General features: G+C 36.9%; 29 protein-coding genes. 9 read left to right on the top strand and 20 right to left on the bottom strand.

Going from position 1 to position 26,917, the window contains the following annotated elements; all coding sequences use genetic code 11:
• Positions 1-162: 162 nt before the first annotated feature.
• Positions 163-462 carry a DUF3055 domain-containing protein gene (locus BR30_RS0118700; RefSeq protein ID WP_026566312.1) on the bottom strand — a complete coding sequence of 100 codons (300 nt, stop codon included), beginning with the start codon at positions 460-462 and terminating at the stop codon, positions 163-165.
• Between the two features lie 168 nt (positions 463-630).
• Here BR30_RS0118700 and BR30_RS0118695 point away from each other — a divergent pair, with 168 nt between their 5' ends.
• The gene (locus BR30_RS0118695) at positions 631-1,065 is read left to right on the top strand and encodes a DUF1885 family protein (RefSeq protein WP_026566311.1); all 435 of its coding nucleotides are present in this window, start codon (positions 631-633) and stop codon (positions 1,063-1,065) included.
• 464 nt (positions 1,066-1,529) lie between these two features.
• Here BR30_RS0118695 and lpdA read toward each other — a convergent pair whose 3' ends face one another.
• The 5 genes from lpdA to BR30_RS0118665 form a co-directional block, all read right to left on the bottom strand.
• A complete protein-coding gene (lpdA, locus tag BR30_RS0118685) occupies positions 1,530-2,945 on the bottom strand; it encodes a dihydrolipoyl dehydrogenase (RefSeq protein ID WP_026566309.1) in 1,416 nt (471 codons plus the stop codon).
• Between the two features lie 4 nt (positions 2,946-2,949).
• Positions 2,950-4,281, bottom strand: a complete 1,332-nt coding sequence (locus tag BR30_RS0118680; protein ID WP_026566308.1) for a dihydrolipoamide acetyltransferase family protein — start codon at positions 4,279-4,281, stop codon at positions 2,950-2,952.
• Positions 4,282-4,360: 79 nt separating this feature from the next.
• Entirely contained in the window at positions 4,361-5,338 is a 978-nt protein-coding gene (locus BR30_RS0118675; protein WP_026566307.1) for an alpha-ketoacid dehydrogenase subunit beta, read from the bottom strand.
• 3 nt (positions 5,339-5,341) lie between these two features.
• Positions 5,342-6,457 carry a pyruvate dehydrogenase (acetyl-transferring) E1 component subunit alpha gene (gene pdhA, locus BR30_RS0118670; protein WP_026566306.1) on the bottom strand — a complete coding sequence of 372 codons (1,116 nt, stop codon included), beginning with the start codon at positions 6,455-6,457 and terminating at the stop codon, positions 5,342-5,344.
• A 496-nt stretch (positions 6,458-6,953) separates the two neighbouring features.
• Positions 6,954-7,616, bottom strand: coding sequence for a YkyA family protein (locus BR30_RS0118665; RefSeq protein WP_026566305.1), 663 nt, complete (start codon positions 7,614-7,616; stop codon positions 6,954-6,956).
• Between the two features lie 178 nt (positions 7,617-7,794).
• On the opposite strand from BR30_RS0118665, the gene def reads away from it, so the two are divergent.
• From def to rnjA, 3 genes are all read left to right on the top strand, one after another.
• Positions 7,795-8,349 carry a peptide deformylase gene (gene def / locus BR30_RS0118660; protein WP_026566304.1) on the top strand — a complete coding sequence of 185 codons (555 nt, stop codon included), beginning with the start codon at positions 7,795-7,797 and terminating at the stop codon, positions 8,347-8,349.
• 501 nt (positions 8,350-8,850) lie between these two features.
• Complete coding sequence (locus BR30_RS0118655; RefSeq protein ID WP_026566303.1) at positions 8,851-9,060, top strand: DNA-dependent RNA polymerase subunit epsilon; 210 nt, start codon at positions 8,851-8,853, stop codon at positions 9,058-9,060.
• Positions 9,061-9,066: 6 nt separating this feature from the next.
• Complete coding sequence (gene rnjA, locus BR30_RS0118650; RefSeq protein WP_026566302.1) at positions 9,067-10,734, top strand: ribonuclease J1; 1,668 nt, start codon at positions 9,067-9,069, stop codon at positions 10,732-10,734.
• A 42-nt stretch (positions 10,735-10,776) separates the two neighbouring features.
• On the opposite strand, the gene BR30_RS0118645 is transcribed toward rnjA, so the two are convergent.
• The 11 genes from BR30_RS0118645 to BR30_RS0118595 form a co-directional block, all read right to left on the bottom strand.
• On the bottom strand, positions 10,777-11,436 hold the full coding sequence (locus BR30_RS0118645; RefSeq protein WP_026566301.1) for a potassium channel family protein: 660 nt from the start codon (positions 11,434-11,436) through the stop codon (positions 10,777-10,779).
• A gap of 85 nt (positions 11,437-11,521) precedes the next feature.
• Complete coding sequence (locus tag BR30_RS0118640; RefSeq protein ID WP_035445736.1) at positions 11,522-12,436, bottom strand: DUF4349 domain-containing protein; 915 nt, start codon at positions 12,434-12,436, stop codon at positions 11,522-11,524.
• 141 nt (positions 12,437-12,577) lie between these two features.
• A complete protein-coding gene (locus tag BR30_RS0118635) occupies positions 12,578-13,033 on the bottom strand; it encodes a TlpA family protein disulfide reductase (RefSeq protein WP_026566299.1) in 456 nt (151 codons plus the stop codon).
• A gap of 65 nt (positions 13,034-13,098) precedes the next feature.
• Positions 13,099-13,647, bottom strand: coding sequence for a peroxiredoxin (locus BR30_RS0118630; protein ID WP_026566298.1), 549 nt, complete (start codon positions 13,645-13,647; stop codon positions 13,099-13,101).
• 266 nt (positions 13,648-13,913) lie between these two features.
• Positions 13,914-15,035 (bottom strand): N-acetyldiaminopimelate deacetylase, encoded by a 1,122-nt coding sequence (locus BR30_RS0118625; RefSeq protein WP_026566297.1) that lies wholly within the window; start codon positions 15,033-15,035, stop codon positions 13,914-13,916.
• A 91-nt stretch (positions 15,036-15,126) separates the two neighbouring features.
• A complete protein-coding gene (dapD, locus tag BR30_RS0118620) occupies positions 15,127-15,837 on the bottom strand; it encodes a 2,3,4,5-tetrahydropyridine-2,6-dicarboxylate N-acetyltransferase (protein WP_026566296.1) in 711 nt (236 codons plus the stop codon).
• Positions 15,838-15,912: 75 nt separating this feature from the next.
• A complete protein-coding gene (locus tag BR30_RS0118615) occupies positions 15,913-16,800 on the bottom strand; it encodes a LysR family transcriptional regulator (protein ID WP_026566295.1) in 888 nt (295 codons plus the stop codon).
• A 33-nt stretch (positions 16,801-16,833) separates the two neighbouring features.
• The gene (locus BR30_RS0118610; RefSeq protein ID WP_026566294.1) at positions 16,834-18,345 is read right to left on the bottom strand and encodes an MDR family MFS transporter; all 1,512 of its coding nucleotides are present in this window, start codon (positions 18,343-18,345) and stop codon (positions 16,834-16,836) included.
• Positions 18,346-18,400: 55 nt separating this feature from the next.
• Positions 18,401-18,853, bottom strand: a complete 453-nt coding sequence (gene cbpB, locus BR30_RS0118605) for a cyclic-di-AMP-binding protein CbpB (protein WP_026566293.1) — start codon at positions 18,851-18,853, stop codon at positions 18,401-18,403.
• 151 nt (positions 18,854-19,004) lie between these two features.
• Complete coding sequence (locus BR30_RS0118600) at positions 19,005-19,241, bottom strand: YkuJ family protein (protein ID WP_026566292.1); 237 nt, start codon at positions 19,239-19,241, stop codon at positions 19,005-19,007.
• Positions 19,242-19,459: 218 nt separating this feature from the next.
• Entirely contained in the window at positions 19,460-20,671 is a 1,212-nt protein-coding gene (locus BR30_RS0118595; RefSeq protein WP_026566291.1) for an EAL domain-containing protein, read from the bottom strand.
• Positions 20,672-20,811: 140 nt separating this feature from the next.
• On the opposite strand from BR30_RS0118595, the gene BR30_RS33950 reads away from it, so the two are divergent.
• From BR30_RS33950 to BR30_RS0118570, 5 genes are all read left to right on the top strand, one after another.
• Entirely contained in the window at positions 20,812-21,660 is an 849-nt protein-coding gene (locus BR30_RS33950) for a C39 family peptidase (RefSeq protein WP_035445735.1), read from the top strand.
• 156 nt (positions 21,661-21,816) lie between these two features.
• The gene (locus BR30_RS0118585; RefSeq protein WP_026566290.1) at positions 21,817-22,689 is read left to right on the top strand and encodes a metallophosphoesterase; all 873 of its coding nucleotides are present in this window, start codon (positions 21,817-21,819) and stop codon (positions 22,687-22,689) included.
• Between the two features lie 186 nt (positions 22,690-22,875).
• Positions 22,876-23,352, top strand: a complete 477-nt coding sequence (locus BR30_RS0118580; protein WP_026566289.1) for a YkyB family protein — start codon at positions 22,876-22,878, stop codon at positions 23,350-23,352.
• 156 nt (positions 23,353-23,508) lie between these two features.
• Positions 23,509-23,709, top strand: coding sequence for a hypothetical protein (locus BR30_RS0118575; RefSeq protein ID WP_026566288.1), 201 nt, complete (start codon positions 23,509-23,511; stop codon positions 23,707-23,709).
• A gap of 161 nt (positions 23,710-23,870) precedes the next feature.
• Complete coding sequence (locus BR30_RS0118570; protein ID WP_026566287.1) at positions 23,871-25,025, top strand: aminotransferase A; 1,155 nt, start codon at positions 23,871-23,873, stop codon at positions 25,023-25,025.
• Positions 25,026-25,075: 50 nt separating this feature from the next.
• Here the strand turns inward: BR30_RS0118570 and BR30_RS0118565 are convergent, their stop codons facing one another.
• The 3 genes from BR30_RS0118565 to BR30_RS0118555 all read right to left on the bottom strand — a co-directional run bounded on the left by BR30_RS0118565 (position 25,076) and on the right by BR30_RS0118555 (position 26,843).
• On the bottom strand, positions 25,076-25,255 hold the full coding sequence (locus tag BR30_RS0118565; RefSeq protein WP_026566286.1) for a hypothetical protein: 180 nt from the start codon (positions 25,253-25,255) through the stop codon (positions 25,076-25,078).
• A gap of 67 nt (positions 25,256-25,322) precedes the next feature.
• Positions 25,323-26,207 (bottom strand): NAD(P)-dependent oxidoreductase, encoded by an 885-nt coding sequence (locus BR30_RS0118560; protein ID WP_442852984.1) that lies wholly within the window; start codon positions 26,205-26,207, stop codon positions 25,323-25,325.
• 162 nt (positions 26,208-26,369) lie between these two features.
• Complete coding sequence (locus tag BR30_RS0118555) at positions 26,370-26,843, bottom strand: hypothetical protein (RefSeq protein WP_026566284.1); 474 nt, start codon at positions 26,841-26,843, stop codon at positions 26,370-26,372.
• Between the last annotated feature and the right edge of the window lie 74 nt (positions 26,844-26,917).

The raw sequence follows: 26,917 nt of genomic DNA, 5'->3' as shown, positions 1-26,917 counted from the left end.
CTCAATCCCCTTTTCATTATTGAATGACCCCAAAACAAGTATTTATTTATCCTTAATTAGATAATAATATATCACATTAAAAATTTCAAGCCTAAATTGTATGTCACAATTAAAAAATATTCATAAAAAAGAAGGCCTATATAGGCCTTCTTTTTTGAATCATTACTCATATTGGGTGACAAAAGGGATGGAAGGTAGTGTTTCTCTGAAGAAGTCAGCTAAATCTGCTGCCTGCTGTTGGTCTGGTATACGGAATATGGTTTGAAGGTAATCAATATCTTCAATATCTTTGGGGTCAAGGAGAGTGGAGCGGCCTGTTTGCATGCAGACAACTAACGGCTTTCCAAAAAACATGCTGGTATAAATAATCCCGAAATCATAACGTGTACTTTCCGTGGTAAATCCAATAAACCTAACTTTTGCATTTTCATGCTCATCATAGAGCTTCTCAAAAATTCCCATAAGTTCCTCCTTTTTATAAGAATGAATCTTTAGAATATTATTATAATTCAAATTTAAATAAGAAACAAGAAACTTGTACATTTATTTAATGCGGCAGTTGTCATAAGATTTTATTCAGTGCTAGAATAGAGAGGGTTAATACTAACGTACTAATGGGGGGGAATGATGATGGCTGGTAACGCATACATTAAACTAGTGCCTTCATCTGCTAAACAAAAGGTAACAATAGAGGAAGTAAAGGAATTATTTCACGAGTATAAAAAAAATACGACAAAAACAGGCAACCAAATAGGATGGGAATACGGAGAGTCAGCCTTCCCATATGAAATGAAAGAAACAACAGAGGCCAAAGGTAAATGGTTCTATTTACACTCAAATGATGAACGCTACTACGCCATTTTAGTTGGAGTTGATCAGGAAACGATTCGTACTGAGGAGGGTCAGGAACTAGAACAAACATACATACAAGTCACTTTACCTGATCAATCTACTTACGGTGATAAAGGAAAAGCCAATGAATTTTGTAAATACCTTGCGAAAAAACTGCAAGGGGAACTCCATCTATTCAATGAGCGAATCATGTATTATTATCCACGAAAATAAAAAAAAGCTCCTTGAGGGGCTTTTTTTAGTGCGTAAACATTTCCATGGTATAATGAATCGAAGTGTATATTACAAGGCTTAAAGTAGTGATAAAAAGCGTTTTACGCGCTGATTTGGTTACATGATTTCCAATTAAAAAGGCTAGATAAAAAAACACAAAAAACATGATGACTTTATATATAAGCTGGTCATGCTTTGACAACCATTCAATAAATGTATAACCGCTCCAAATGATAAATTGTAGTATCACTGCAACATAGACCCTCATATTTATCACCACTCTTAATACATTCAAAATTGATATTAGAATGTTAGTTCTTTTAAGTATATGTTCTAAAAACGAGAGTTATATTTTGTTTTTATGATAACAGGGATATTTTTACGCTTCTTTTTTAAAACGATCCATTATAAATGAAAAAAGTCCTTTCCGCTAATTTGCGAAAAGGACTTTTATTCTTTCTAATTTATTTCATAATGTGGATTGGGCTTCCTAATGCAACTTCCGCCGCTTCCATTGTTATTTCTCCAAGTGTTGGATGTGCATGAATAGTCATAGCAAGATCTTCTGCAGTCATTCCCGCTTCAATTGCTAGGCCTAATTCTGCGATCATATCTGACGCGCTTGTTCCGGCAATCTGTGCCCCAATTACAAGTCCATCTTCTTTCCGAGTAATTAGTTTCAAGAATCCATCACCACTGTCTAATGATAGCGCACGACCATTAGCAGCAAATGGGAATTTAGCTGCATTCACAGCAATTCCTTCTTCTTTTGCTTGTGTTTCTGTATAGCCAACTGATGCTAATTCAGGGTCAGAGAAGACAACAGCAGGAATACCTAAATAATCAATTTCAGACGTGTGTCCAGCAATTGCCTCAGCAGCAATTTTCGCTTCATATGATGCTTTATGTGCCAATTGAGGACCAGCAACAACATCACCAATAGCATAGATATTGCTTAGGTTCGTGCGGCATTGTTTGTCAATTTCAATCAATCCGCGGTCAGATAACTTAACACCCACTTGTTCTAATCCCATTTCATCAGTGTTAGGGCGTCTTCCAACCATTACAAAGACATAATCTGCTTCGATTTTCTTTTCTTCGCCTTTTGTTTCGAACGTTACGACAACGCCGTTTTCAGTTTCTTCAACACCCTTAGCAAATGCCTTTGTAAAGAATTCTGCACCTTTTTTCTTCATGCTCTTCTTTACAAGAGCAGCCATTTGCTTATCAAAAACGCCAAGACCAAGTATTTCTTCCGCACCTTCTAAAATGGTAACCTGGCTGCCAAAGTTTGCATAAGCACCACCTAGTTCAATCCCGATTACTCCACCGCCGATAACAACGATTTTTTCAGGGATTTCATTTAAGTTAAGTGCCCCTGTAGAATTCAGAACACGTTTTGAATATTTAAAGGCTGGTAGCTCGATTGGACGAGAGCCAGTTGCAATAATTGCATTTTTAAAGGTATAAGTCTGTGCTGAATCTTCATTTATAACACGCAATGTATTGGCATCGACAAAATAGGCCTCACCACGAGCAATGTTTACTTTATTACCTTTTAATAAACCTTCGACACCACCTGTTAACTTTTTAACGATGCCTGCCTTAAATTCTTGAACTTTTGTAAAATCCACTTTTACATTTTCTGCGGTAATTCCAAAAGTATCTGAATGCATGGCTGTTTCGTAACGGTGTCCTGCCGAAATCAACGCTTTCGAAGGAATACAACCGACATTTAAACAAACGCCGCCTACATATTCTTTTTCAACAATTGTCACCTTTTGTCCCAATTGTGCTGCACGAATTGCGGCAACATATCCCCCTGGGCCTGCTCCGATGACTATAGTATCTGTTTCAATTGGGAAATCTCCAACGACCATGATATTACGCCTCCATTAACAATAGTTCTGGATCGTTCAATAAACGTTTAATATGATTTAATGCATTTTGTGCTGTTGCTCCATCAATCATGCGATGGTCAAAGCTTAAAGATAAAGCTAATACTGGTGCGGCAACAATTTCACCATTTCTAACGATTGGCTTTTCTGCAATTCGGCCAATACCCAAGATGGCAACTTCTGGGTGATTAATTACTGGAGTAAACCATTGACCGCCAGCTGAACCAATATTGGAAATCGTACATGAAGCACCCTTCATTTCGTTAGGAGCAAGCTTTCCGTCACGCGCTTTTACTGCTAATTCATTAATCTCATTAGAAATTGAGAAAACTGACTTACGATCTGCATCTTTTACAACTGGGACAAGCAAGCCTTTTTCCGTGTCAGCTGCAATTCCAATATTATAATAATGTTTATGAATAATTTCACTTGTTGCATCATCTAGAGATGTGTTTAAGGCTGGGAATTCACGTAATGCGCTTGTCAACGCTTTAACGATATATGGTAAGAATGTTAGCTTAATGCCTTTGGCAGCCGCTACTTCTTTAAATTTCTTACGGTGTGTCACAAGTTTAGTTACATCTATTTCGTCCATAAGTGTTACATGCGGTGCTGTATGCTTGGAATTTACCATAGCTTTAGCAATCGCCTTCCGAATACCACTCATTTTCTCGCGAGTTTCAGGATATTCTCCTTGAGGAATAGCTGCCGCAGCCGCTTGTGGTGCCTCCACTTTAGCAGTTTCCGTTGCTGCTGCAGCATCAGTTGCAGCTTGTGGTGCAGGTGCTGTTCCACCGCTTACAAAGGAATCGATATCACTCTTAAGAATGCGTCCAAGATTTCCTGTTCCAGGAACTAATTGGATATTAATTCCCTTCTCACGAGCATACTTACGAACAGATGGCATAGCAACAATGCGACGATTTGGATCAACATCAGCTTGCGGTGCCACTGCAACAGCCGCTGGTTGAGGTGCTGCATCTTGTTTAACCTCTGGTGCAGGAGCTGTTACTGCTGGTTTTTCTTCTTGTTTTGGTTCATCAGCATGTTCATCACCTTTAAATTGAAGGTTTTCGTAACCAGGGGCATCAAAGGTTACCAAAACTTGTCCAACTGTTGCGACAGTACCTTCGCCAACTAATACATCAACTACTGTTCCTTCAACAGGGGAAGGGATTTCTACTACAGCTTTATCATTTTGAATCTCGCAAAGTACATCATCTTCTTGAACTTTGTCACCTGGTTTTACGAACCATTTAACAATTTCGCCTTCATGTATACCTTCACCGATGTCAGGCATTTTAAATTGAAATGACACTAGGATTCATCCTCCTAAATTACATGTTTTTTTGAGCAATGTAACTATATAAATAATAGCGTACAATTAAATAAGTTATTTAAAAGGTTAAAACCTTTTTAGCTGTTGCAATTACATCTTTATAATTCGGAAGCCAAACAGCTTCTGCTTGTGGGAATGGAAAAACGGTATCTGGTGCAGCCACACGTAAGACTGGTGCTTCTAGGCTTAAAATTGCACGATCATTTATTTCAGCAACAACATGTGCTGCAATACCAGCTTGTTTTTGTGCTTCTTGAACAACAATTGCACGACCTGTTTTTTCAACAGATGCAATAATTGTCTCAATATCAATCGGGCTTACAGTCCGTAAATCAATTACTTCCGCAGAAAAGCCTTCTTTTTCTAATTCTTCTGCAGCTTTTAATGACTCATGTACCATTGCGCCGTAGGTAACAATTGAAACGTCTGTACCTTCACGTTTTACTTCCGCTTTTCCTAGTGGAATTGTATATGACTCTTCAGGAACTTCTTGACGGAAAGAACGGTATAACTTCATATGCTCAAGGAAAACAACTGTATCATTGTCACGGATAGATGAAATGAGCAGCCCCTTAGCGTCATAAGGAGTGGACGGAATAACAACCTTAACTCCAGGTGTCTGAGCCATAAGTCCTTCTAAACTGTCAGCGTGCATATCAGGAGTATGTACCCCTCCACCAAATGGCGAGCGAAACGTTACAGGCGCACTAAACTTTCCACCTGAACGATAACGTTGGCGGGCTAACTGACCAGCAATGGAATCCATGACCTCAAATACGAAACCAAAAAATTGAATTTCTGGAACTGGGCGGAATCCTTGCAAACTTAGACCTACTGCTAAGCCGCCGATTCCAGATTCAGCGAGTGGAGTGTCAAATACACGATCTTCGCCAAATTCCTGTTGCAACCCTTCGGTTGCACGGAATACACCACCGTTTACACCAACGTCCTCACCGAATACTAACACATTTGGATCGTTGCGTAATTCCGAACGTAAAGCATCTGTAATTGCTTGAATCATTGTCATTTGAGCCATGGCTTACTTCGACTCCTTTTCTTTATATATTTCATATTGTTCTTTTAAGTTTTGAGGCATTTCTTCATACATAATAGACATTAAATCAGTTACCTTTTGTTTAGGTGCAGCATCAGCTAATTTAATTGCTTCTTTAATGTCTTCTTTCGCTTGTTCGATTACTTCATTTTCTTTTTCTTCTGACCAAAGACCTTTGTTTTCAAGGAATTTACGGAAACGAACTAATGGATCTTTCTTTTCCCATTCATTGTCAAGGTCTGCTGTACGATAACGAGTTGGATCATCACCCGCCATAGTATGTGGACCATATCTGTATGTTAAAGTTTCAATGAATGTTGGACCTTCACCATTAATTGCTCGTTCGCGTGCTTCACGTACAGCAGCATAAACAGCAAGTGGATCCATACCATCAACTTGAATTCCTGGAATTCCAGCTGCAACAGCTTTTTGAGCGAGAGTTTTGGCAGCTGATTGCTTTTCAACAGGAGTTGATATAGCGAATCGGTTATTTTGAGCAATGAAGATGGCTGGAGCTTTATAGGCGCCGGCAAAGTTCATTCCTTCATAGAAATCCCCTTGTGATGTTCCTCCATCACCGGTATAAGTAATAGCTACTGCCTTTGTTCCACGCTTTTTAAAAGCAAGAGCAATACCCGCAGTTTGTACATACTGGGCACCGATGATAATTTGAGGATGAAGAACATTTACTCCGTCCGGAATTTGCATACCTTGAAAATGTCCTCTTGACCATAAAAATGCTTGGGATAATGGTAAGCCATGCCAAACAATTTGCGGAACATCACGATATCCAGGTAAAATAAAATCTTCTTTTTCAAGTGCGAATTGTGAAGCTAATTGAGAAGCTTCTTGTCCCGCAGTTGGAGCATAGAAACCTAATCTCCCTTGACGATTTAAAGAAATAGAACGCTGGTCAAGAATTCGCGTGTAAACCATGCGACGCATTAATTCTTGGAGCTGTTCATCAGTAAGGTCAGGCATTGCTGCTTCGTTTACGACTTCACCAGCTTCATTTAAAATTTGAAGTGTTTGAAATTGTTCCTCAACAACTTCTAGTGTTTTCTTCGCATCAAGCTTAGCGTTTTGAGTTTTAGAAACCATTTAGGTCACCTCTTCCTTTCAATTCAGGAGCTAAATTTTTGAAAATATTATCCACTAAGTTAGATTACCCAAAACCTAAAGAATAAAAGCAGATAATCAGTCCTATCCATTTTAACTTTGTATTGGGTAAACCCGTGATATTACATAGAATTTTGGTTAGCTTAGTTCTTAAACATACTAATAAATAGTTTTTCACAGAAAAGATAAGATAAAACAAATTCCTTTTACCTCACCATCATTTTATTCTGTACCACTATTTTATGTAACATCATTGATACAATTAATGAACTCATTTACAAGTTTACCTCATTAGTTTTTACACGTCAAATACTATATATTTATATTTTCCACTACAATCATGTTGCTAAAAATACGCATTTATTTTTTTCTGTATCACTTAATTTCAATTTCTGTTATATATTTATTTCATTTTATTCGAGTTGTTATAATATAAAAAAATCGGCATTATCTGCCGATTATTTTTATCAAATAGTATTTAGTTACCCGAATTAAGCCCCGCCTGCTTATAAAATGACAACTTTTTATCATTGTATTGTTCTGTTAGCATATTAAATTTTTCATTTGCATTTGAAATCCTTTTATATGTTTCATTGAGCTTATTTACTTGGGCTTCTAGATCATCTAGCGGAAGGTTTTTATTTTTAAACATTTCATATAATGCTTTATCATTTTTAAGTGCCTCATTATATTCGGTGAATAACTCATCATGCGCTTCATATCTTTTCATCATTGTCTCATACAGATCATTAGCTAATTTCGTTAGCTTTGGATTTTCAAATTTATCCTTTATATTTGCAGATTTTGAAAATTCTTTTTCCGAGAGCTTGATACTGTTTGTTTCCTTATCCATAAGTTCTTTTCTTTGATTTACTAATAAAAGGGCTTCATCTGAAAGCTTAAAGATTTGATCATATTCTTTCATGCCAAGTTCAATAATTTGGTCATATATCCCTTTTTCCTTTTTTTCAAGCTCAACAAGTGGATTCTGTTGTTCCTCGAATACCTTTTCCGCCTTTACGACTTTTTCTAACACGGTATACATTTTTTCTTCAGGTGTTTTTTCTTTTGTACATCCTGCAAAAATAACTGTCAAAACCAATATAAATAAAATAAAACCAGAATTTTTTATAAATGACATGTTTTAAACCTCCTGCTTATTCCATATTCTACTATATCGACACTTGGTTTGTTTGACAATAACGAGTTTATAAAAGGGATGCATTTGGAGGGCATTAATCAATTGTTAACTTTTTATTAATTGTCTGATAGACTAATTATTATTAATAATTTAGTTAGAGTACAGGAGTGAGTGTTTCATGTTAACGATGGGAGATATCATACGAGATGGCCATCCTTCCCTTAGAAAAGTGGCTGCAGAAGTATCCATGCCGCCCTCTGAAGAGGATAAACAAATACTAAGCAATTTATTAGAATATGTCATTAATAGCCAAAATCCTGAAATATCTGTTCAATACGGCCTGCGCCCTGGAATCGGTTTAGCCGCCCCACAAATCAATGTGTTAAAACGAATGATTGCTGTCCATCTTATGGATGAGACAGGAACTCTTTATAGTTATGCCTTATTTAACCCAAAAATTATTAGCCATTCTGTTGAAAAATCCTATTTGAACGCAGGAGAAGGCTGCCTGTCCGTTGATAGAGCGATACCCGGCTATGTCCCAAGATATGCAAGAATCACAGTAAAGGGTACAACTCTAAACGGTGAAGAAGTGAAACTTCGTTTAAAAGGACTTCCTGCTATTTGTTTTCAACACGAAATTGATCATTTAAATGGGATTATGTTTTATGATTATATTAATCATGAAGATCCATTGAGACCAATCGAAGGTGCCATTGCAATCGAACGGTAAATCGCCCTAATTGAAGTTGCAAAAAAATAAAAGAACTGACCCCTGGGTCGGTTCTTTTTTAGCTATATTTTATTTTGTCAATGTAATTCCATGTTTAACCATGATTGAATTAGCATTTTCTTCATATAATAAAGTAAAAATACTCTTATTTTAAAAAAACTTCAATAATCTGCCATGGCTTACTTTACATTGGACAAGGTTCGTATAAAATAAGAGATAAGGAGATGATCCACTATGTTAAAGAAGCTGAGAAAGAAGCTCTTAAAACAGTGGAATGATTTACTACGAAAAAAATCTATTGCATAAATCCATTGCCTAAATTTATTTAGGGCCCTTCAAACTTGCGAAGGGCTCCTTCGTTATTGTAAATTGTAAAAACAACGATTCTTTTTTACATACTTTTCATACAAGACTAATGTTTTCCAAAGAAAATAAATGAAAAAGATGAAAATGTTTTATATAATAGAAAAAGCTATGTCCCAAGTTAGGAGCGATATTGTAATGATATTTAAAGTATATTATCAAGAAAGCATCAGAGAAGTACCTGTCAGAGAAAATACAAAAACCCTTTTTATTGAAGGTGAATCAGTAAGAGACGTCCGTACTAAAATTGCTGACCGTGGCTATAATGTTGAATCCGTTCAAGAAGTTAAGGGAGCACACCTTAGTTATGAACAACAAAATGAAGACTATAACGTATTGGAGAAATGATAATTTATGAAATTTGTTAAGAATGATCAAACTGCAGTTTTTGCCCTGGGTGGATTAGGCGAAATTGGCAAAAACACATATGCAGTTCAGTTCCAGGATGAAATAATTTTAATCGATGCCGGCATAAAATTTCCAGAGGACGAGCTATTAGGCATTGATTATGTTATTCCGGATTATACCTATTTGGTTAAAAATCAGGAAAAAATAAAAGGTTTATTTGTTACTCATGGACATGAAGATCACATTGGGGGTATTCCCTATTTATTGCGTGAAGTCAATGTTCCGATTTATGGAGGCAAATTGGCTCTTGGGTTAATTAAAAATAAACTTGAAGAACACGGCTTATTAAGAAATGCTAAGCTGATTGATATAAAAGAAGACGATGTCATAAAATTCCGCAAAACATCGGTTACTTTTTTCCGCACCACTCATAGTATTCCTGATTCTTATGGAATTGTTGTTAAAACACCGCCAGGACAAATTGTCCATACTGGTGATTTTAAATTCGATTTTACTCCTGTCGGTGAACCAGCCAATTTAACTAAAATGGCCGAAATCGGGAAGGAAGGAGTACTTTGTTTACTATCAGACAGTACGAATAGTGAAATACCTGAATTTACGATGTCAGAACGCCGGGTTGGCGACAGTATTAACGATATTTTCCGTAAAGTGGATGGCCGAATCATATTTGCAACATTTGCATCAAATATTCACCGATTGCAGCAAGTAGTTGAGGCAGCCGTGGTATATGGAAGGAAAGTAGCAGTTTTTGGACGCAGCATGGAGGCTGCCATTAATATTGGACTTGAGTTAGGGTATATTAATGCACCTAAAGAAACCTTTATTGAAGCAAATCAAATTAATCGATTGCCTGCAGATAAAGTTACCATCCTTTGTACTGGAAGTCAGGGCGAAGCGATGGCTGCCCTATCAAGAATTGCAAATGGTACACATAGACAAATTCAAATCATTCCTGGAGATACTGTTGTATTTTCATCATCACCTATTCCCGGGAACACAATCAGCGTGAGCAGAACCATTAATATGCTCTACAGAGCAGGTGCTGAAGTCATTCACGGAAAACTTAGCAATATTCATACCTCTGGTCACGGTGGACAGGAAGAACAAAAGCTTATGCTTCGCTTAATCAGACCGAAGTTCTTTATGCCAATTCATGGTGAATATCGTATGCAAAGAATGCATGCCAAGATTGCAGTTGATTGTGGTGTACAAGAAGAAAACTGTTTTATTATGGATAATGGTGAGGTATTAGCACTTTCCGAGGATACTGCACAGGTTGCAGGAAAGATTCCATCTGGTTCCGTTTATATTGATGGCAGCGGAGTAGGCGACATCGGAAATATCGTCTTACGGGACCGTAGAATCCTCTCAGAAGAAGGTTTAGTGGTTGTAGTGGTAAGTATTAATATGAAGGAATTCAAAATCGCATCAGGACCAGATTTAATTTCGCGAGGATTTGTTTATATGCGAGAATCTGGTGATTTAATCAATGATGCACAGAACCTAATCACTAAACACTTGAATAGGGTAATGGAAAGAAAGACAAGCCAATGGTCGGAAATTAAAAACGAAATTACGGATACATTAGCTCCTTTCCTATACGAAAAAACAAAACGCAGACCAATGATTTTACCAATCATTATGGAAGTGTAACTCTTAAGAAAAGCTCCAGCGCCTAGGCGCTGGAGCTTTTCGTTATTCCAATACTTTTTTCTCGAACCGATCAATGTCTTGGTCTGTACCGATTACAATTAGCACATCATTAGCGTGGAAGGTTTCTTTCGCTTGCGGAGAAACAATAATCTCTTCCCCCCTTTTGATAGCAACAATATTCAAACCATATTTCTTCCGAATATCTAAATCCATAATTGTATGACCACTAAGTTTTCCATTCGCAACAATCTCTACAATACTGTGTTCATCTGAAAGTTCAAGATAGTCAACAACGTTGCTAGAGGCCATGTTGTTTGCTATACGTTTTCCCATATCTCTTTCTGGATGGACAACACTGTCTGCTCCAATTTTACGAAGAACTTTTTCATGGTAATCATTTTGAGCCTTTGCGGTAATACGAACGACACCCAATTCTTTGAGAATAAGGGTTGTTAGTATGCTTGATTGAATATCCTCGCCAATAGCTACGATTACATGATCAAAGTTACGGATCCCTAAGCTTTTTAAAACAGCTTCGTCTGTTGTATCACCTACAACCGCATGGGAAGCAATCATTGCATATTCATTGACACGTTCCTCATTTTTATCAATTGCCAGTACTTCCATCCCCTCATCGGTAAGCGTACGACAAATACTTCCACCGAATCGGCCCAGCCCAATGACTGCAAAGCTCATTTTCATAGAATAACCCCTCTGCTTCAAACATTGTCTACTATGGAATCATTTTAGCATTCTTCATTAAAGATATATAGTATGGTACATCTATTTACTCAGGTCTGTTTTTCTTCTTTCTATAAAAGAAAACAGAAAGGAATCCTAGTAAAAATAAAATAGCTAAGACGGGAATATTACCAATGATGAAAACAACTAAACCTGATAAGCCAACTAATAACATATTGATACTTTTCATAAATTGTTTTTTTGTTTTTTCCCAAGTATTTAACTTGTCTTTATCAATAGTTGGAATAACTACGCTTTTTTCATATAAAGTGATGTTAACCGTCGAAAGGGATGTTTGATTTTCTAAGAATTTCATCTTTCCTTCAATGGCCTCGATTTCCTCTTGAACAACTGCTAGATCAGCCGAAATTTTCAATAAATCTTCTGTTTTTACAGCACTTTTCATGAATGTTGTTAACCGTTCTTCCACTACCCTTTTTGATTTTAATCTTGACTCAAGATCAACATACTCCTCTGTTACATCCTGCCCCGTAATGTTTCTATTCAGAACCTCAGCAGCTTGGCTTTCTGCATCATGTAAAAAGGATTGAAAGTTTTTTTGTGGTATTCTTATTCTAATGCTGCCACTCACCTGCTCCTTCCCCTCTTTGGACACATTGGACTCAGTAATATAGCCACCATATTTGATTACTTTTTCTTCAAGAATCTGGACCGTTTTATCAAATTTTTTTACACGGATTTCGAGATCCGCTTGATAAATGACCATTTGATTTTGAACTTTTATTTTATTAGGTTCAGTTGTTTTTTCCGCCTTTCCCAATTCACCTGCATAAAAGTTTGCTTGCTCGGCACTTCTTCCAGATGAAGCGTTATCCAAAGCCACATCATTACTTTGAGACATTTTTTCACTTTTTTCTTCACTGCCGCTAGCACTGCAACCAGCAATCCAAACTAATAAGATAATAAATAGGATTGGTAGCCTTCGTTTTAAATTTTTCATCTTCAGACACCCCTTTTGTTCTTATTGTTATGGCCTATATAAATGCATACTTATAAATACCGACGATTAATAGGCTGCAAGGTTACAGTCAAATAAAAAAAGCTTCCCGTTGATTCACAACGGGAAGCTTTTCAATGTTTATTATTCTGTTTTTTCCAATTCATCCAATACACGGTTTACACGTTTTTCGAGCATTTTCATGCCGCTTCCGCCTGCTTGGAAATGACGAAGCTTACCTTCACGGTCAAAGACATAATAAGCAGGGACATATTGATTTTCGAACGCTTCTGTTAACTTATGGTCACTGTCTACAAAAATCGGTTGATTGATACCATGTTCTGCTGCCACTTGTTTAATTTCTTCGATATTCAAATCGTTTTCAGAACGCGGCATATGAACGGCAACCACATTTAACTTGTCCTTAAAATCATCACGGAATTGATTTACCTGAGGCATCGCTTCTTTACAAAGATGACAGCTGATCGACCAAAAATGGATTAATGTTGGTTTTTCACCGATAAGGTCTCCTTTGGTTACTTCACCGTTTAACCATTCAGAAGCCCCAGTTAATTCTGGCATTGGTTCACGTAATTTCATTTAGATTTCCTCCTATTAAAAAGACCTAACACTATAATAGGTTAGGTCAATCTATTTTCTACTAATTATACGTTCAATGTAGCTTGTCCAGGCTTCCAGTTAGCTGGGCAAAGACCACCAGTTTGTAATGCTTGAAGAACACGAAGAGTTTCATCAACGTCACGGCCGATGTTGTTGTGGTTAACAACAGAATACATTAATTCACCTTCTGGGCTGATGATGAATAATCCACGAAGCGCAATCCCTTCTTCTTCAATTAGAACACCATAGTCACGCGCTACTACATGGTTAGTATCAGCTGCTAACGCGTAATTTAAATCGCCAAGACCATTTTCTTTACGGTCTGTTTTGATCCAAGCAAGGTGAGTATGAATAGTATCTGTAGATACACCAACAACAACTGCATCTAAATCATCAAACTCTTCATTGCGGTCTGATAATGCTGTGATTTCAGTTGGACAAACAAATGTAAAGTCCATTGGATAGAAGAATAATACAGTCCACTTATCGTTTTTCATGTTTTCTTCTAGACTAACTTTACCAAATTCTTTGTTTGGTAATACAGCATCCATTTCAAAGCGTGGTGCTTGTTTACCTACCATACGTTCAGGCATTCAAATCCCTCCAAATATTAAGTGTTTATAGCAATTCTCATTTGCTATCCTTTATCACAATACTAATTATAGGACAGAACTTATTTCGAGTCAATATTAAATTATAATTAATTTAATTAAACAATTATTATCAATTATAACCCTATTTCCCCTTCATAAGTTTACCCTATTTGCTTCAGAATAAATCGACGATATGTAACAATTTCCCTTTTAATTCTTCTTTAATTTTATCATGATTGCGAATCAGAATAAAATAATCCGCCTACTTATCTATTCCCCAGATGAGAAAAATAAGATGAAATAACTTTAATCGCTACACCAATTGCTTCTTCATGTGGATTTAACTTTGCATGGTGTAAACCATATGGTGATTCTACACCAAGCCAAAACATAAGCCCTGGGATTTCTTTAAGCATATAACCAAAGTCTTCACCTGTCATCGCTTCCTTACACTCAATGACATCCACATCTGTTACTTCTTGAATATATTTCATAAAGTCTCTTGTGATCAACTCAGTGTTATATACTTGATGGTACATCGAACCATAATCGATGGAGGCTTCACATTCAAAGCCTGCTTCGATTCCTTTAACAATTGCTTCAATGCGATGTTTAACCTTTTTCATTGATTCAGCTGAAAGCGATCTAATCGTTCCTTCAAGTCTGGCTTTTTCTGCAATGATGTTTTGGACTGTGCCTCCAGTAATTTTCCCAATAGTTATCACAGCACTATCTAATGGGTCAACATTTCTCGAAACAATGGTTTGGAGCTGATTGACCAATGAACAGGCGGCAACCACCATATCATTCGTTTCGTGTGGTCTTGCTGCATGCCCCCCCTTGCCTTTAAGGTCAATAAACAATTCAGAGGTATTTGCAAATAATAACCCTTCCTTCAATGCTATTGAACCAACGGGATACTCTGGTGCGATATGTAGGGCAAAAATTAGGTCAGGCTTCCATTCTTGCATTTCTTCTGATTTTAACATTGGTTCCGCTCCGCCAGGTCCTTCCTCGGCCGGTTGGAAAACAAATAAAAGGTCATCTTTAATTGGATTTTCTGTGAAATAAGTAAGTACCCCAAGAGCGATGCTCATGTGAAAATCATGTCCACAAGCATGCATCTTGTCATTATGTGTAGATGAAAAGGGTAAGCCTGTATCTTCACTTATAGGCAATCCATCAATATCTGTTCTGTAACCAATTGTTTGATGAGGATTTATACCGTGGATCTTAACAAACAAGCCAGTCTTCCATTTCTTTATTGTCATTCGGTCTTGTGGCAAAGACTCAAGATATTGTAATATGTATGCCTGTGTTTTAAACTCTTGGAATCCTAGTTCTGGGATTTGATGAAGGTCACGGCGGATTTTGATAAAATGATTCATTTGATTACCTTTCCTCCCTATAAAAGAAGCGTGGAAAGAATCCACGCTTCGTCTTTTACTATCTAGCTCCAGCGCCTAGGCGCTACCACTTTTATAGTTGTCGAAGTTCTTGCATAATTTCTGTTTTCGATTTCGTTTTTTCATCGATATCTTTTATTTTCCTAGCAGGCATTCCAGCTACAACTGTGTATGGCGCTACATCTTGAGTAACTACTGCACCTGCAGCAACTACTGAACCTTGTCCAACTCTTACCCCTTCAAGGACAACGGCATTTGCTCCAATAAGAACGTCATCTTCAATTACAACGGGTTTAGCAGATGGTGGTTCGATTACCCCCGCTAATACTGTTCCAGCTCCAATATGACAATTCTTCCCTACTGTTGCTCTACCGCCAAGGACAACACCCATATCGATCATGGATTTTTCGCCAATCACTGCACCAATATTGATAACAGATCCCATCATAATAACAGCATTATCCCCAATCTCAACTTGATCACGGATAACGACTCCTGGCTCAATCCGCGCATTTATATGCTTCATATCTAGTAAAGGAATTGCAGAATTACGGCGGTCATTTTCAACTACGTAATCTTCAATGCTCGCTTTATTCGCTTCTAATATTTCATTAATTTCAGACCATTCACCAAAAAGAACACCGGTATTCCCATTAATAAAGGTTTTTGTATCAGTACCAAAATCTATTCCTTCTAATTCACCTTTTACATAAACCTTTACTGGTGTAGATTTTTTGCTGTTTTGAATAAAAGAAATAATTTCATTTGCATCCATCATTTTCATTTGAAGGCCCCCTATTGTTGTCGTTACTAAAAATTACTTTATCAAACAAAAGAACTGAAAACAAGAAAAACCACCTTATTCTTCTGAAGATTCTGCGATATATTCCTTAATTAATTCGACAAAAGCTTTAACTTGCTTTAGTTGAAAGGCTGATTCATAGCCCAGTAGCCATGTATCACGTTTTAAGGGGTGATTATTCTCATCAACAAGCGGTATTTTGAAAATATCCCTGTCAGTTTTCGTTAATGTTATCGCTGGTAGTATGGCATAACCGATACCATTAAAGGCCATTTGTTTACAGGTTTCAATTTGATCGACGACTACTGTCCTTTTTGGTGAAGTCTTAAAATTTCGCATCCACCAATCCTGAATTTCTTGATAATAATTTGAGTCACTTTTGAATTGAATGAACGGGCGATCCGTATGTAACACTTGTTCAGGACTAGTAATTTCCCTGTCAACTAAATAGAAAGGGTCATTAAAAAGGTGGACCTTAACACCTTTCCAATCAGGGGTTCCGCGAATAATTCCAATATGAGCTTGATCCTCATACAAGGATTTTAAAATTTCGCTGCTCCATCCGGTCACTAATGAAATTTTGGCTTGAGGATATCTATCAATAAATTTCTTCAACACTTGCGGAAGCCAGTTTTGCCCTACAATCGATGCAACAGCAATTTTTAAAGTGCCTGACACCCCTGATTGAAGAGAATAGATAGTTTCACGGACCTTTTCTTGCTTGGTAAGCACATCATTAACAAATTGAATAACATGTTCACCAGCAGGAGTTAGTGCTAAACCTTTTTGTGAGCGAATAAATAGTTTAGTTCCCCAATCTTTTTCAATCGTTTGCAATCGTTGTGAAAGGGCGGGTTGTGAAACAAATAGTCGTTCAGACGCCTTTCGCATATTCATTTCCTGGGCCAATACAGATAATAGCTGAAATTCAGATAATGAGGACAAACTGACCACTCCTTAAAAAAAGCCCTGTGAAAGTTACACAGAGCTATCAATCTTTTTCGGTATAAAAAATATTAATAGTAAACTAATAACAGCAAAAGCAAGGACAACATAATAAACAAAGTGCAGGGAATGGGTCAATCCATTCTGCAAGATACTTCGCACTGATTCAGAGAGATGGTCACGTTCCGTCGATTTTAAGAGGATATTGACATCATCCACTGAATAGGGATGTCCATTTTGGCTGAAATACTGACTTAGCCGATTATTTAGGATACCTCCTAGTAATGCTGCTCCTATTGTATTTCCAAGATTTCGCATAAACATATTAGATGCGGTGGCGATTCCTCTATGTTCCCAACCGACAGTGCTTTGAATTGAGACAATAAATGCTGTGGATGTTAAGCCCATTCCTAATCCTACCAAAAATGAACCCACCGCTGCCCATAGAGGCCCAGATGATGCTGACATCGTCACAAAAGCGATACTGCCGATGATTAAGGACACCCCGCCAATTATTGATGTTTTTCGATACCCAATGGTAATCAGCCATCGTCCAGCAAGAGTGGATGCTATAGGCCAGCCTATTGACATCGTTGTCAATGTAAATCCTGCGACAATAGGTGTTTGTTCCATCACACCTTGGACAAATGTTGGTAACAAGCTCGAGATTCCAATTAACATAATACCCGTTGTTAGCGAGGTTGTGTTAGCGATAAGAATCGAACGTTCCTTCCATATTGCAAATGGCATAACCGGCTCCTTAGCACGGCTTTCCTGAAGCACGAACCCAAGTAATGTTAAAGCACTAAATACAAATAAGCTTAGTGTCTGCCAAGAACCCCACGCAAAGCGACTTCCACCTTCGACAAGAATAAACATCAGGGAAGAAATCGTAAATGTCATCAATAGAGCACCAAGATAATCTATCTCATGTTTTTTCTTGCTGATTTCTTCATGTAAAAACATCCAGAGTCCCACTAATGAAAGAATCCCAAGTGGAATGTTAATCCAGAAAACATAATGCCAGCTTACATATTGAACAAGTAAGCCCCCAACAGCTGGTCCTGTAATTGCTGAAATACCCCAAACACTAGATAGATATCCCTGAATTTTCGCTCTTTCTTCAGTAGTGTAGATATCACCAACGATGGTTGTCGCGATTGATGTAACAGCCCCAGCGCCAAACCCTTGAATCAAACGAAATATAATCAGCATTTTCATGGAAGTAGCAAATCCACATAGAATTGATCCGATTAAAAAGATAATAATACCAATTGTAAGAATGGGTTTCCGCCCGAATAAGTCCGATAATTTCCCATAGATGAGAACGGTTACAGAGTTCATTAGCAAGTAAGCTGAAAATACCCAGCTATACAGGGTAAACCCGCCGAGGTCAGCCACAATTGCCGGCATGGCAGTGGAAACAATCGTGGCTTCAATCGCTCCCATAAACATTGCTAACATCACTGATGCTAATACTAGTGGTTTTTTTGTTTGCTTTCTTTGTGAACTTTCTTTGGTAATCTTACCAGTAGGAATACTCATATAACCACCTCAAACTTTAAAAAAATCAAGCTCCCATTTCGGGAGCCTAAAAGCATCATTTTTCACTGTTTTGAAATTTATTAATTATTTTATTTAATTGATTTAATAAAGTGCTTCTTGGTAAAATCCCTTCAAAATAACCATCTTCAGTCTCTACACATAAAAAAGGTTGAGTAACAAGTAACTCAAGGCATTTTTTTATAGATGCAGAAATTTTCACGCGCGGTACCGAGCTTTTCATAATCTCTTCTACGCGTTTTTTCTCAAGTTGTTCAAACTCAATTCGTTCCAATCCTAGAATTGAATCCATAATAATTGGTGTGCTAATTAACCCATGAAGTTTGTAATGGGGATCTAACACAGGAATCGCCGTGTAACCGCTCTTTGTTAAAACTAATAAGGCATGTTCGAGGTTATTCCCAATTTGCACATGCGCGACCCGTTCAGAGGGGATCATTAATTCTTTTATCGTTAATTTTAAAAATTCATCGTTAGGAAGACTGATCATAACCGTAACTCCTCAAATTTGTTTTTCTACAGTTACATTCTACCATAGTATTCAGGAGTCTGTGCTAATTTTGGCACCGTAACGCTGGGAACGTTTCCGCCTCCTCCACCATTGTGCACGACATGAAAAAGAAAGGAACCCTTAAGGTTCCTTATTGAATCAAATCAAAAATTTCAATTGTAATCATATCAATATTATCAAATTGATAACGTTTTGGTTTTTCCTTTTCATTATATACTTCTAATTCAAATGTCTCCGTTTTCGGATGAAATGTTACTTGACACTTTCGATCTCCGTTTACTTCGAAATAGCGTTGTGCTGGTTCACCACTATTTGCTGTTTCCTGAAGATTTTTTAACCTTGTTAATATACCTTGAAGCTGTGACATATGCTTCGACTCCTTTCCAACCAAACAAACATCTACAATTATATTTCTCATTTAGCATTTTTCTATCCGAGTGGATGACTTTCATAATTTTCCAGTCGCATTTAAATATGCCAATATTAAAAGAATAAAATAACACCGACCATTTGTCCAAGTAAAAATAAAAAAATAGGGTAATTTTTTCTATATGAACGAATTTGGGGTATTATTCATTCAATCCTTTAAAGTAATTGGTCGTTTTGGAATAAGTATTGATAGGCAATATCAATAAACAAATAATCATCCCCATTCATAGGAAAAGAAAAAGTACGAATGGTTTCTCCAGTTTCTATATCAGAGTATAAGTCAGATAAGATCCCTTTTCGCTCATTTCTCATTTTAATAATATTTTCTAAAAAATATGGCCGCCAGCTCCAGTTCTTTAAAATGTATTCTGCTTGTTCAATCCATCCATCTATCCCCTTGAAAATATTAACAGATTTTTGGAAGCCATCCTCATCACATACATACATCCTAAAGGCTATCTGGTCTAATTCTTTTATTAGAGCCTGAAAAAGGGTTTGATATGTTCCATTCCTGTTTTTCATCACAATCTCTTGGACCTTAGCTTGAAAGGTTTCTGCCGTCGTATAAACGGCCTCTAATTTCTTTTTTTCATAGGAAATAAAGTCATGAAACTTATCTTTCAAGCGTTCTTTCAACAAATCAGGTTGAATAAATTCAGGTGCTGGCGGATGTAAATAATATCCCTGATAATAGCGGCCGCCATTTTTCCATGCAAATTGCAGCTGATAACTCATCTCAATATTCTCAAATAAGAGGGTTGCACCTATTTTCCTTGCCAAAAGGGATAACGAAAACAATACATCGTTAAAATTTATTCCTGTTGATGTTGATTTTAAAGCCTGTAAGTTAATTTTCAAAATATCTGGTTCCAGTTGCCCAATCCGTTCAAAATAATGACTTTCACTATCAATTCTTGCAATGGCTATTTTTATCCCATAAGTTCGATAATATTGCAGTAAGTGATCAAATTGGTTTAAATCCCCAGAATAATTCCGATCAGATATTTCAAGGACAATTCGAGTGAGATTGAACCCTTTTTTTTCAAATGAAAGCAGTTCTTGTAAGAAAGGCTCACCATGCCCGTACATTAATAAATCAGCATGTCTATTTAAAAATATACTTACATCCTCATCTAGGGTCAGTGCTTTTTCTAGCGCCATTTTAACTAATATCAAATCTACTTCGTATTTATATTCATCAGGAATTTGATCATCCTGAAAAAAGTTTCCTAAACTAATGATATTCTCTTCAGACTTATATCTCCCTAATACCTCATAGGCAATTACACTTTGTTCATCGGCACTAAAAATCGGTTGAAAATAGGGAAATACATTTTCAAGATCCGATAGTATTTCCAAAGCATCCATCCAAGTACCTCCAAAATTTTTTTTCTTATTATACCATACGCTTATGTAAGGTTTATCGTTCTTTTCCAAAAGGATACCATTATAGCCGCCTAGAAACAATCATATCCTATACCCAAGTTGTTTAATAAGGAGGATATGTTTTGAAAAGACTTTGTTTATTAACCATGATCCTTCCTATGTTTGGATGTAGTCACTTTGATGCTGATACCAATGACAACATTGAAATTAAACAGCCTCTCTCTTCAGTAACAGTAGAAGAGAGGACACCCAACTCTTCAGCAGCTAAGTTAAATAGTACTCCATACAATATTAACGATGTAAATGAGCAAGTGATAAATGTTAAAAATAAAGTTAATAACAGTAAGTCGGTTACTACCATCCAAAGGAAAAAAGATTCTGCTATGGTGAATGTAGTGTTAATAAAGCAAAATCCTGAGTTACGATATGGTTGTGAAGTCACAAGTCTTGCAATGGTGTTAAATTATGCTGGGGTAAAAACAAGCAAAATCGACCTTTACCGATCTGTTCGGAAGGATTTAGATCCGTTGATAAAATCACCAAAGGGTGATATTTTACGTTGGGGAAACCCTGCTGATGGCTTTGTTGGGGATATGACTGGCCGTAGAGCAGGCTATGCTGTATTTGACAAACCAATGATTGCCCTAATCAACCAAAAGCTTCCTGGAAGGGCGGTTAATTTAACAAACAAGCCCTTCGATCAAGTATTAGAGCATGTATCTGCTGGATATCCTGTCGTAGTATGGACAACCGGGGATTACCGCCTGCCTGACCGTTGGGAGGGATGGTACCACGGGAACCAATATATTAAAACTCCCCTTGATTTACATGCAGTCGTCTTAGTAGGGTATGACAAAAATTATGTCTACTTGAATGACCCTCTTTCGGGTAGAAAAAAAGTACGGGTTGGTAAACAACAATTTATATCATCTTGGAAAGCATTAAAAAGCCGAGCCGTTAGTTATCATTAAGAGAGCAGCCAACTTTGGCTGCTTTTATGAATATTTTATCTTTTTTTGAATAAACACATACAAAGTACCTTTCCACTTGCATTATTTATCGTTTTTAATGAAAATACATAAGACTCTACTTTTTTTAGGTAAATAAAAGATAGGCTGGTAGAAAAAATGGGTAAAAAACAGACGAGGAGAACGTTTTTAAGACGATCATTTGGCTCAATCCTTACCCTTCTTGGATTAAGTTCGGGTGGATTTCTATATGCCAATCGAATTGAGCCTTCATTACTTGATATACAAGAACTTCAAATAAAACATCCACTAATCCCGAAAAGCTTTGATGGGATAAAACTGGTTCAATTTAGTGATACTCATTTAGGTTTTCAATATAATCTTCACCAATTTACTAAATTAGTAAAAAAAATTAATAGTCTTCAACCTGATATTATTTTGTTTACTGGAGATTTAATGGACGAGCCCAATCAATATACCGAAATTAATAAATTGATGCCGATTTTAAAGAGTTTACATGCGCCACTTGGAAAATACTGCATTTTTGGAAATCATGATCATGGCGGATATGGTTCTGATATTTACAGAAATATAATGATTAACTCTGATTTCAGCGTACTTTTAAATGAATCAGCTCAAGTTAAAATGAGCGATGGAAGCATGATCTATTTGCTCGGAATTGATGATGCGATGTTAGGAAATCCCAATCTTCCATTGGCTTTGAAAAATGTGCCTCAAAATACTTTTAATCTATTACTATCCCATGCCCCTGATCTTGCAGAAACTGCGGCACAATATCCGGTCCATTGGCAGCTTAGTGGCCATAGTCATGGGGGACAGATTAAAATCCCATTTTTGGGAGCACTTGTGACTCCTCCCTTTGGCCAATTATACCCAGAGGGTCTTTATTCAGTTGGTGACGATTCCCCCCTTTCACTTTATGTCAACAGAGGGATCGGAACCACTCGTCTCCCCTTTCGCTTTTTGTCAAAACCTGAGTTAACTATTTTTACGCTTAAACCCGAAAAGTAAGCAAAGAAAAACTCCTTCTCAATTTTAGCTTAGGAGTTTTTTAAATTATAAAAAGGTCTTATTTTTTACAATAATGTTTGTACATTCGATTATTTATATTTTACAATGAAATTAACGTTATATTCCTTTTTCTTTATAAAAAAGGTATAATATAAATGTTTTATACAACTGAAAGGAGAACATATTTTGAATCGTGATCAGAAAGGCCCCCTAATCAATTTAAATCTAACCATCGACAACCTCGCACAAGCTATCTTTATTGTGAATCGCCATGCCAAAACTGCACCTAATCCCAAATTATTGTACAAATTAAAACAGGAAACACTAAAGAAATTAATTATCGAAGGTAAAGCGAAAAAAGTGGGTCTCCATTTTTCTGAAAATCCGCGAAATAGTCAACAGCAATCCGACGTGCTAGTTGAATGTGGAAGGTACACATTCCATATGCCTCCAACGAAAACTGACTTTCTTAATCTACCTCATTTTGGGAAATTAGACGAACGAGTAAGAAATCCAAAAGCAACACTTTCCCTTAATTCAGCAAAAGCATTACTTCAACTTTATACTGGTATCTCAAATCTCGATCAAATGCCACCGAAAAATAAAAAGAGCAAAACATATCAAAAGCCCATTTTCAAAAAATTAGGTGAAAGATACTCTTGAAGCCAGGTCTCCTGGCTTTTTCATTTTGAAAATCTGTCCTTTTTCGCAACAGCTTCGTGATGATTTTGTGAACAATATCACTAAAATATAGACGCGTATTCACAGCAGTTTTACAATACAGTTATAAGATAAATCATTCAAAGAGGTGCTTAACCAATGAAAGGAACTGCGATTCTTTTTCAGGAACAAAAGGTTACATTTATTGAAGATGTAGATCACTCTATTTATGAAGAGATTAAAGAACAGTGTGGCTGCGAACAATGTCATTGCAAACTCGAAGATAAATTTGTTAACTTTGGTTCTGTGTCCCCTGTATTTTGGCACGAGGACGAAGTTGACTGGGAATATGGCTACTAAGACACAATAATTTGTTATAAACACCCCCACCCATAAAAACGGTCTGAGAGCTCAGATCGTTTTTTTTTCATTCCTGTTTGGTAGAATCTTCACCCGAAAATAGTCTATAATCATTTTATACATAAAAAGAAATTGAGCCTCACTCGGAAGGATGGACAATGTTGGAGCATTTAATCAATCAACGCGTAAAAAATATCGAAATCTCCGGAATTAGAAAGTTTTTCAATATGGTAGCTGATGTGGATGACTTAATTTCCTTTACGATTGGGCAGCCTGATTTTCCTACTCCAGAGCATGTGAAAGTGGCCGGTATTGATGCGATAAAGCAAAACTTCACTTCTTACACCCATAATGCAGGAACGATAGAATTAAGGGAAGCTGCTTGTAATTTCGTTAAAATTAAATATGGCTTGAATTATAAACCTGAATCAGAGGTTATTGTTACTGCTGGGGCAAGCGAGGCAATCGACATTGCTTTTCGGACTATTTTAACAGAAGGTTCTGAAGTTCTACTACCGGGGCCGATTTATCCTGGTTATGAACCAATTATTAATATGATGGGAGCCACCGCAGTCCATGTCGATATTCGACAAAATCAGTTTCGCTTTACTTTAGAAATGATTAAACCCTTTATTACTGAGAAAACCCGCTGTATTGTACTTCCCTACCCTTCTAACCCAACGGGAGTGAGTCTCTCAGAATCAGAATTAAGAGAAATAGCAGATTATCTTAAGAATAAAAATATCTTTATCCTGGCAGATGAGATATACAGCGAGCTTACCTATGATCAGCCACATAAGTCAATTGCTGCCTTTCTAAAGGAACAAACCATCCTCATTAATGGTTTATCAAAATCCCATTCAATGACGGGCTGGAGGATCGGCCTTTTATTTGCACCTGATAGCATCGCAAAACATATTTTAAAGGTTCATCAATATAATATTTCTTGTGCCACTTCCATTGCTCAGAAGGCAGCCTATGCAGCATTAACAACAGGTATTGATGATGCGCTTGTGATGAAAAAGGAATATTTAAAAAGAAGAGAATATGTCTTCAAGCGTTTATCTGCTATGGGACTTGATGTAATCAAGCCAGATGGTGCTTTTTATTTCTTTATAAAAATCCCTGAAACCATTTCCTTAAGCAGCTTTGATTTCTGCCTTAAGCTTGTTCAAGAAACAAAAGTAGCTGTTGTTCCAGGCAGTGCTTTTTCAGAATATGGAGAAGGCTATTTCCGTTTATCGTTTGCTTGTTCGATGGAATTATTAGAGCTTGGCTTAAACCGGCTAGAACACTTTTTAAAAAACTTGAAATAGGGAAAATTTAAGACCCTCACATTAAATGTGAGGGTCTTAAGATGTAAGTATTACTGCCCTTTGTATTTCCCATCATTTTTAGGTGCCTTTTCTTTTTTTGCCTTTTCTTTATGAGCTTGATTTGCCGCTGCTGAACCTATCTCAGTCGCGAATTCCTCGTTTGCTACTGCAGAATCAAACCCCTTTTTGTTTTTTTGTTTCGCGTCATTCTTTTTTGTCCGTTTAGCCATTTTCAATTCCTCCTAATTCAAGGTTTCTCTTATAGTTTCAAGAAGAGAGGAGGAATTTATTCATTAACTATTTAGCCATCCAATATTTATAAAGTGCTTGTGTGCCGCTATTTTCTTCGCCTCTTTCAGCTAATTGATCATATAAAGACTTCGCTAAGGAGAGGCCTGGTACTTCCATCTCCATTCGTTCCGCTTCATCTATCGCGATTTTCATATCCTTAATAAAATGCTTTATGTAAAAACCAGGTTCAAAATTTCCTGCTAACATTCTTGGAGCAAGATTACTCAACGACCAGCTGCCAGCAGCTCCCGTGGTTATACTTTTAAGGACATTTTCAGGGTCCAGACCTGCTTTTTCAGCATAAATAATCGCTTCACAGACACCCATCATATTTGAAGCAATTGCAATTTGATTGCACATTTTTGTATGCTGACCTGCACCTGGTTTACCTTGATAAACTACGTTAGTTCCTAGCAGTTCTAAAATAGGCCGCACTGCTTCAAAAGCTTCCTTTTCACCTCCGGCCATGATTGAGAGCTTAGCTTCTTTCGCTCCCACATCTCCACCAGATACTGGTGCATCTATAGCCTGAATACCTTTTTTCTTTGCTTCCTCATAAATTCTATGCGCAAGTGAAGGGGAGGAGGTTGTCATATCGATAAAGTAACTACCTGGATTTCCATTATAGATTAAGCCATCTTCATCTAAGTATATTTCCTCCACATCGGTTGGATAACCTACCATTGTAAATGTTACCGATGCCTTTTCAGCCACCACTTTGGGTGTTGCTGCCCACTCTGCACCTTGATCTAGTAGTTCTTGTGCTTTTTCCTTTGTCCTTGAATAAACAACTAAGGAGTATCCAGCATTTAATAAATGCCCTGCCATACTTTTTCCCATGACCCCAGTACCAATAAAACCAATTACCGTATCTTCTGGTGTAAGCAACATCATCATCCCTCTCATGTTAATTTTCTTATTTATTTTAGCATTTTACATTAATAATTTGCCAAAAAAAAACCGGAGCGTCCCAATCGCTCCGGTCTTTGTGCTCCATCTCCAATATTATGCACAACTTTATTTTGTCCTTTTTCATTCCAACATAATCATAATTTACAACTCTGATGAAAAGTTTGTTAGATAGGCACGGCCGAATACTTCTTGATTATTAAATACTTCAATTGAAACGGCATTATCCTTTTCAATCATGTTTTTAAGCTCATGAATATGTAAATCTTCTTTTAGAGGAAGCGGGTCCATAAAAATATATTTTTCGCTTTTTCCTTTTACTTCTAAATATTCACCGTTTAACACTTGATCTTCGCCGTAAACTATTTCTCTTTTACCAATTGCGGCTGCTAGTTTATCATCATGAATAGTCACTTTCACTTTATATAATTGCTGCCCTGATAATATTTCATTGTTAATTCGAAAACGGAACTGTAATTCATTATTTTTTGTCAACAAAGCATCTGCATAACGATTGACAATTAATTCATTGGAAAAAAGTAAACCACAGCCACTCATTAGCATGGACCCACATAGAACCAAGAGCAAAACAGTCATTAATCGAATATTTTTCAGCATGTAATAACACTCCCTTAATATTTTTACCATAGCCAAAATACATCGGTAATAAACGTAAAGAAAGGTTAATATAG

This window comes from Bacillus sp. UNC41MFS5 (genome assembly GCF_000686805.1).
The sequence above is the reverse complement of the archived record's forward strand: the minus strand, read 5'-3'. Positions and strand labels throughout refer to the sequence as shown.

Excerpts from the sequence above, each read along its gene's own strand:
- BR30_RS0118655 (WP_026566303.1), top strand. The coding sequence starts at position 8,851 with ATGATATTTAAAGTATATTATCAAGAAAGCATCAGAGAAGTACCTGTC.
- BR30_RS0118635 (WP_026566299.1), bottom strand. The coding sequence starts at position 13,033 with ATGAAATTACGTGAACCAATGCCAGAATTAACTGGGGCTTCTGAATGG.
- BR30_RS0118610 (WP_026566294.1), bottom strand. The coding sequence starts at position 18,345 with ATGAGTATTCCTACTGGTAAGATTACCAAAGAAAGTTCACAAAGAAAG.
- rnjA (WP_026566302.1), top strand. The coding sequence starts at position 9,067 with ATGAAATTTGTTAAGAATGATCAAACTGCAGTTTTTGCCCTGGGTGGA.
- BR30_RS0118575 (WP_026566288.1), top strand. The coding sequence starts at position 23,509 with ATGAAAGGAACTGCGATTCTTTTTCAGGAACAAAAGGTTACATTTATT.
- BR30_RS0118675 (WP_026566307.1), bottom strand. The coding sequence starts at position 5,338 with ATGGCTCAAATGACAATGATTCAAGCAATTACAGATGCTTTACGTTCG.
- BR30_RS0118695 (WP_026566311.1), top strand. The coding sequence starts at position 631 with ATGGCTGGTAACGCATACATTAAACTAGTGCCTTCATCTGCTAAACAA.
- BR30_RS0118560 (WP_442852984.1), bottom strand. The coding sequence starts at position 26,207 with ATGTTGCTTACACCAGAAGATACGGTAATTGGTTTTATTGGTACTGGG.
- BR30_RS0118625 (WP_026566297.1), bottom strand. The coding sequence starts at position 15,035 with ATGAATCATTTTATCAAAATCCGCCGTGACCTTCATCAAATCCCAGAA.
- BR30_RS0118645 (WP_026566301.1), bottom strand. The coding sequence starts at position 11,436 with ATGAAAATGAGCTTTGCAGTCATTGGGCTGGGCCGATTCGGTGGAAGT.
- BR30_RS0118640 (WP_035445736.1), bottom strand. The coding sequence starts at position 12,436 with ATGAAAAATTTAAAACGAAGGCTACCAATCCTATTTATTATCTTATTA.
- BR30_RS0118565 (WP_026566286.1), bottom strand. The coding sequence starts at position 25,255 with ATGGCTAAACGGACAAAAAAGAATGACGCGAAACAAAAAAACAAAAAG.
- def (WP_026566304.1), top strand. The coding sequence starts at position 7,795 with ATGTTAACGATGGGAGATATCATACGAGATGGCCATCCTTCCCTTAGA.
- BR30_RS0118595 (WP_026566291.1), bottom strand. The coding sequence starts at position 20,671 with ATGGATGCTTTGGAAATACTATCGGATCTTGAAAATGTATTTCCCTAT.
- cbpB (WP_026566293.1), bottom strand. The coding sequence starts at position 18,853 with ATGATCAGTCTTCCTAACGATGAATTTTTAAAATTAACGATAAAAGAA.
- BR30_RS0118555 (WP_026566284.1), bottom strand. The coding sequence starts at position 26,843 with ATGCTGAAAAATATTCGATTAATGACTGTTTTGCTCTTGGTTCTATGT.
- pdhA (WP_026566306.1), bottom strand. The coding sequence starts at position 6,457 with ATGGTTTCTAAAACTCAAAACGCTAAGCTTGATGCGAAGAAAACACTA.
- BR30_RS0118665 (WP_026566305.1), bottom strand. The coding sequence starts at position 7,616 with ATGTCATTTATAAAAAATTCTGGTTTTATTTTATTTATATTGGTTTTG.
- BR30_RS0118600 (WP_026566292.1), bottom strand. The coding sequence starts at position 19,241 with ATGTCACAGCTTCAAGGTATATTAACAAGGTTAAAAAATCTTCAGGAA.
- lpdA (WP_026566309.1), bottom strand. The coding sequence starts at position 2,945 with ATGGTCGTTGGAGATTTCCCAATTGAAACAGATACTATAGTCATCGGA.
- BR30_RS0118630 (WP_026566298.1), bottom strand. The coding sequence starts at position 13,647 with ATGCCTGAACGTATGGTAGGTAAACAAGCACCACGCTTTGAAATGGAT.
- dapD (WP_026566296.1), bottom strand. The coding sequence starts at position 15,837 with ATGAAAATGATGGATGCAAATGAAATTATTTCTTTTATTCAAAACAGC.
- BR30_RS0118585 (WP_026566290.1), top strand. The coding sequence starts at position 21,817 with ATGGGTAAAAAACAGACGAGGAGAACGTTTTTAAGACGATCATTTGGC.
- BR30_RS0118700 (WP_026566312.1), bottom strand. The coding sequence starts at position 462 with ATGGGAATTTTTGAGAAGCTCTATGATGAGCATGAAAATGCAAAAGTT.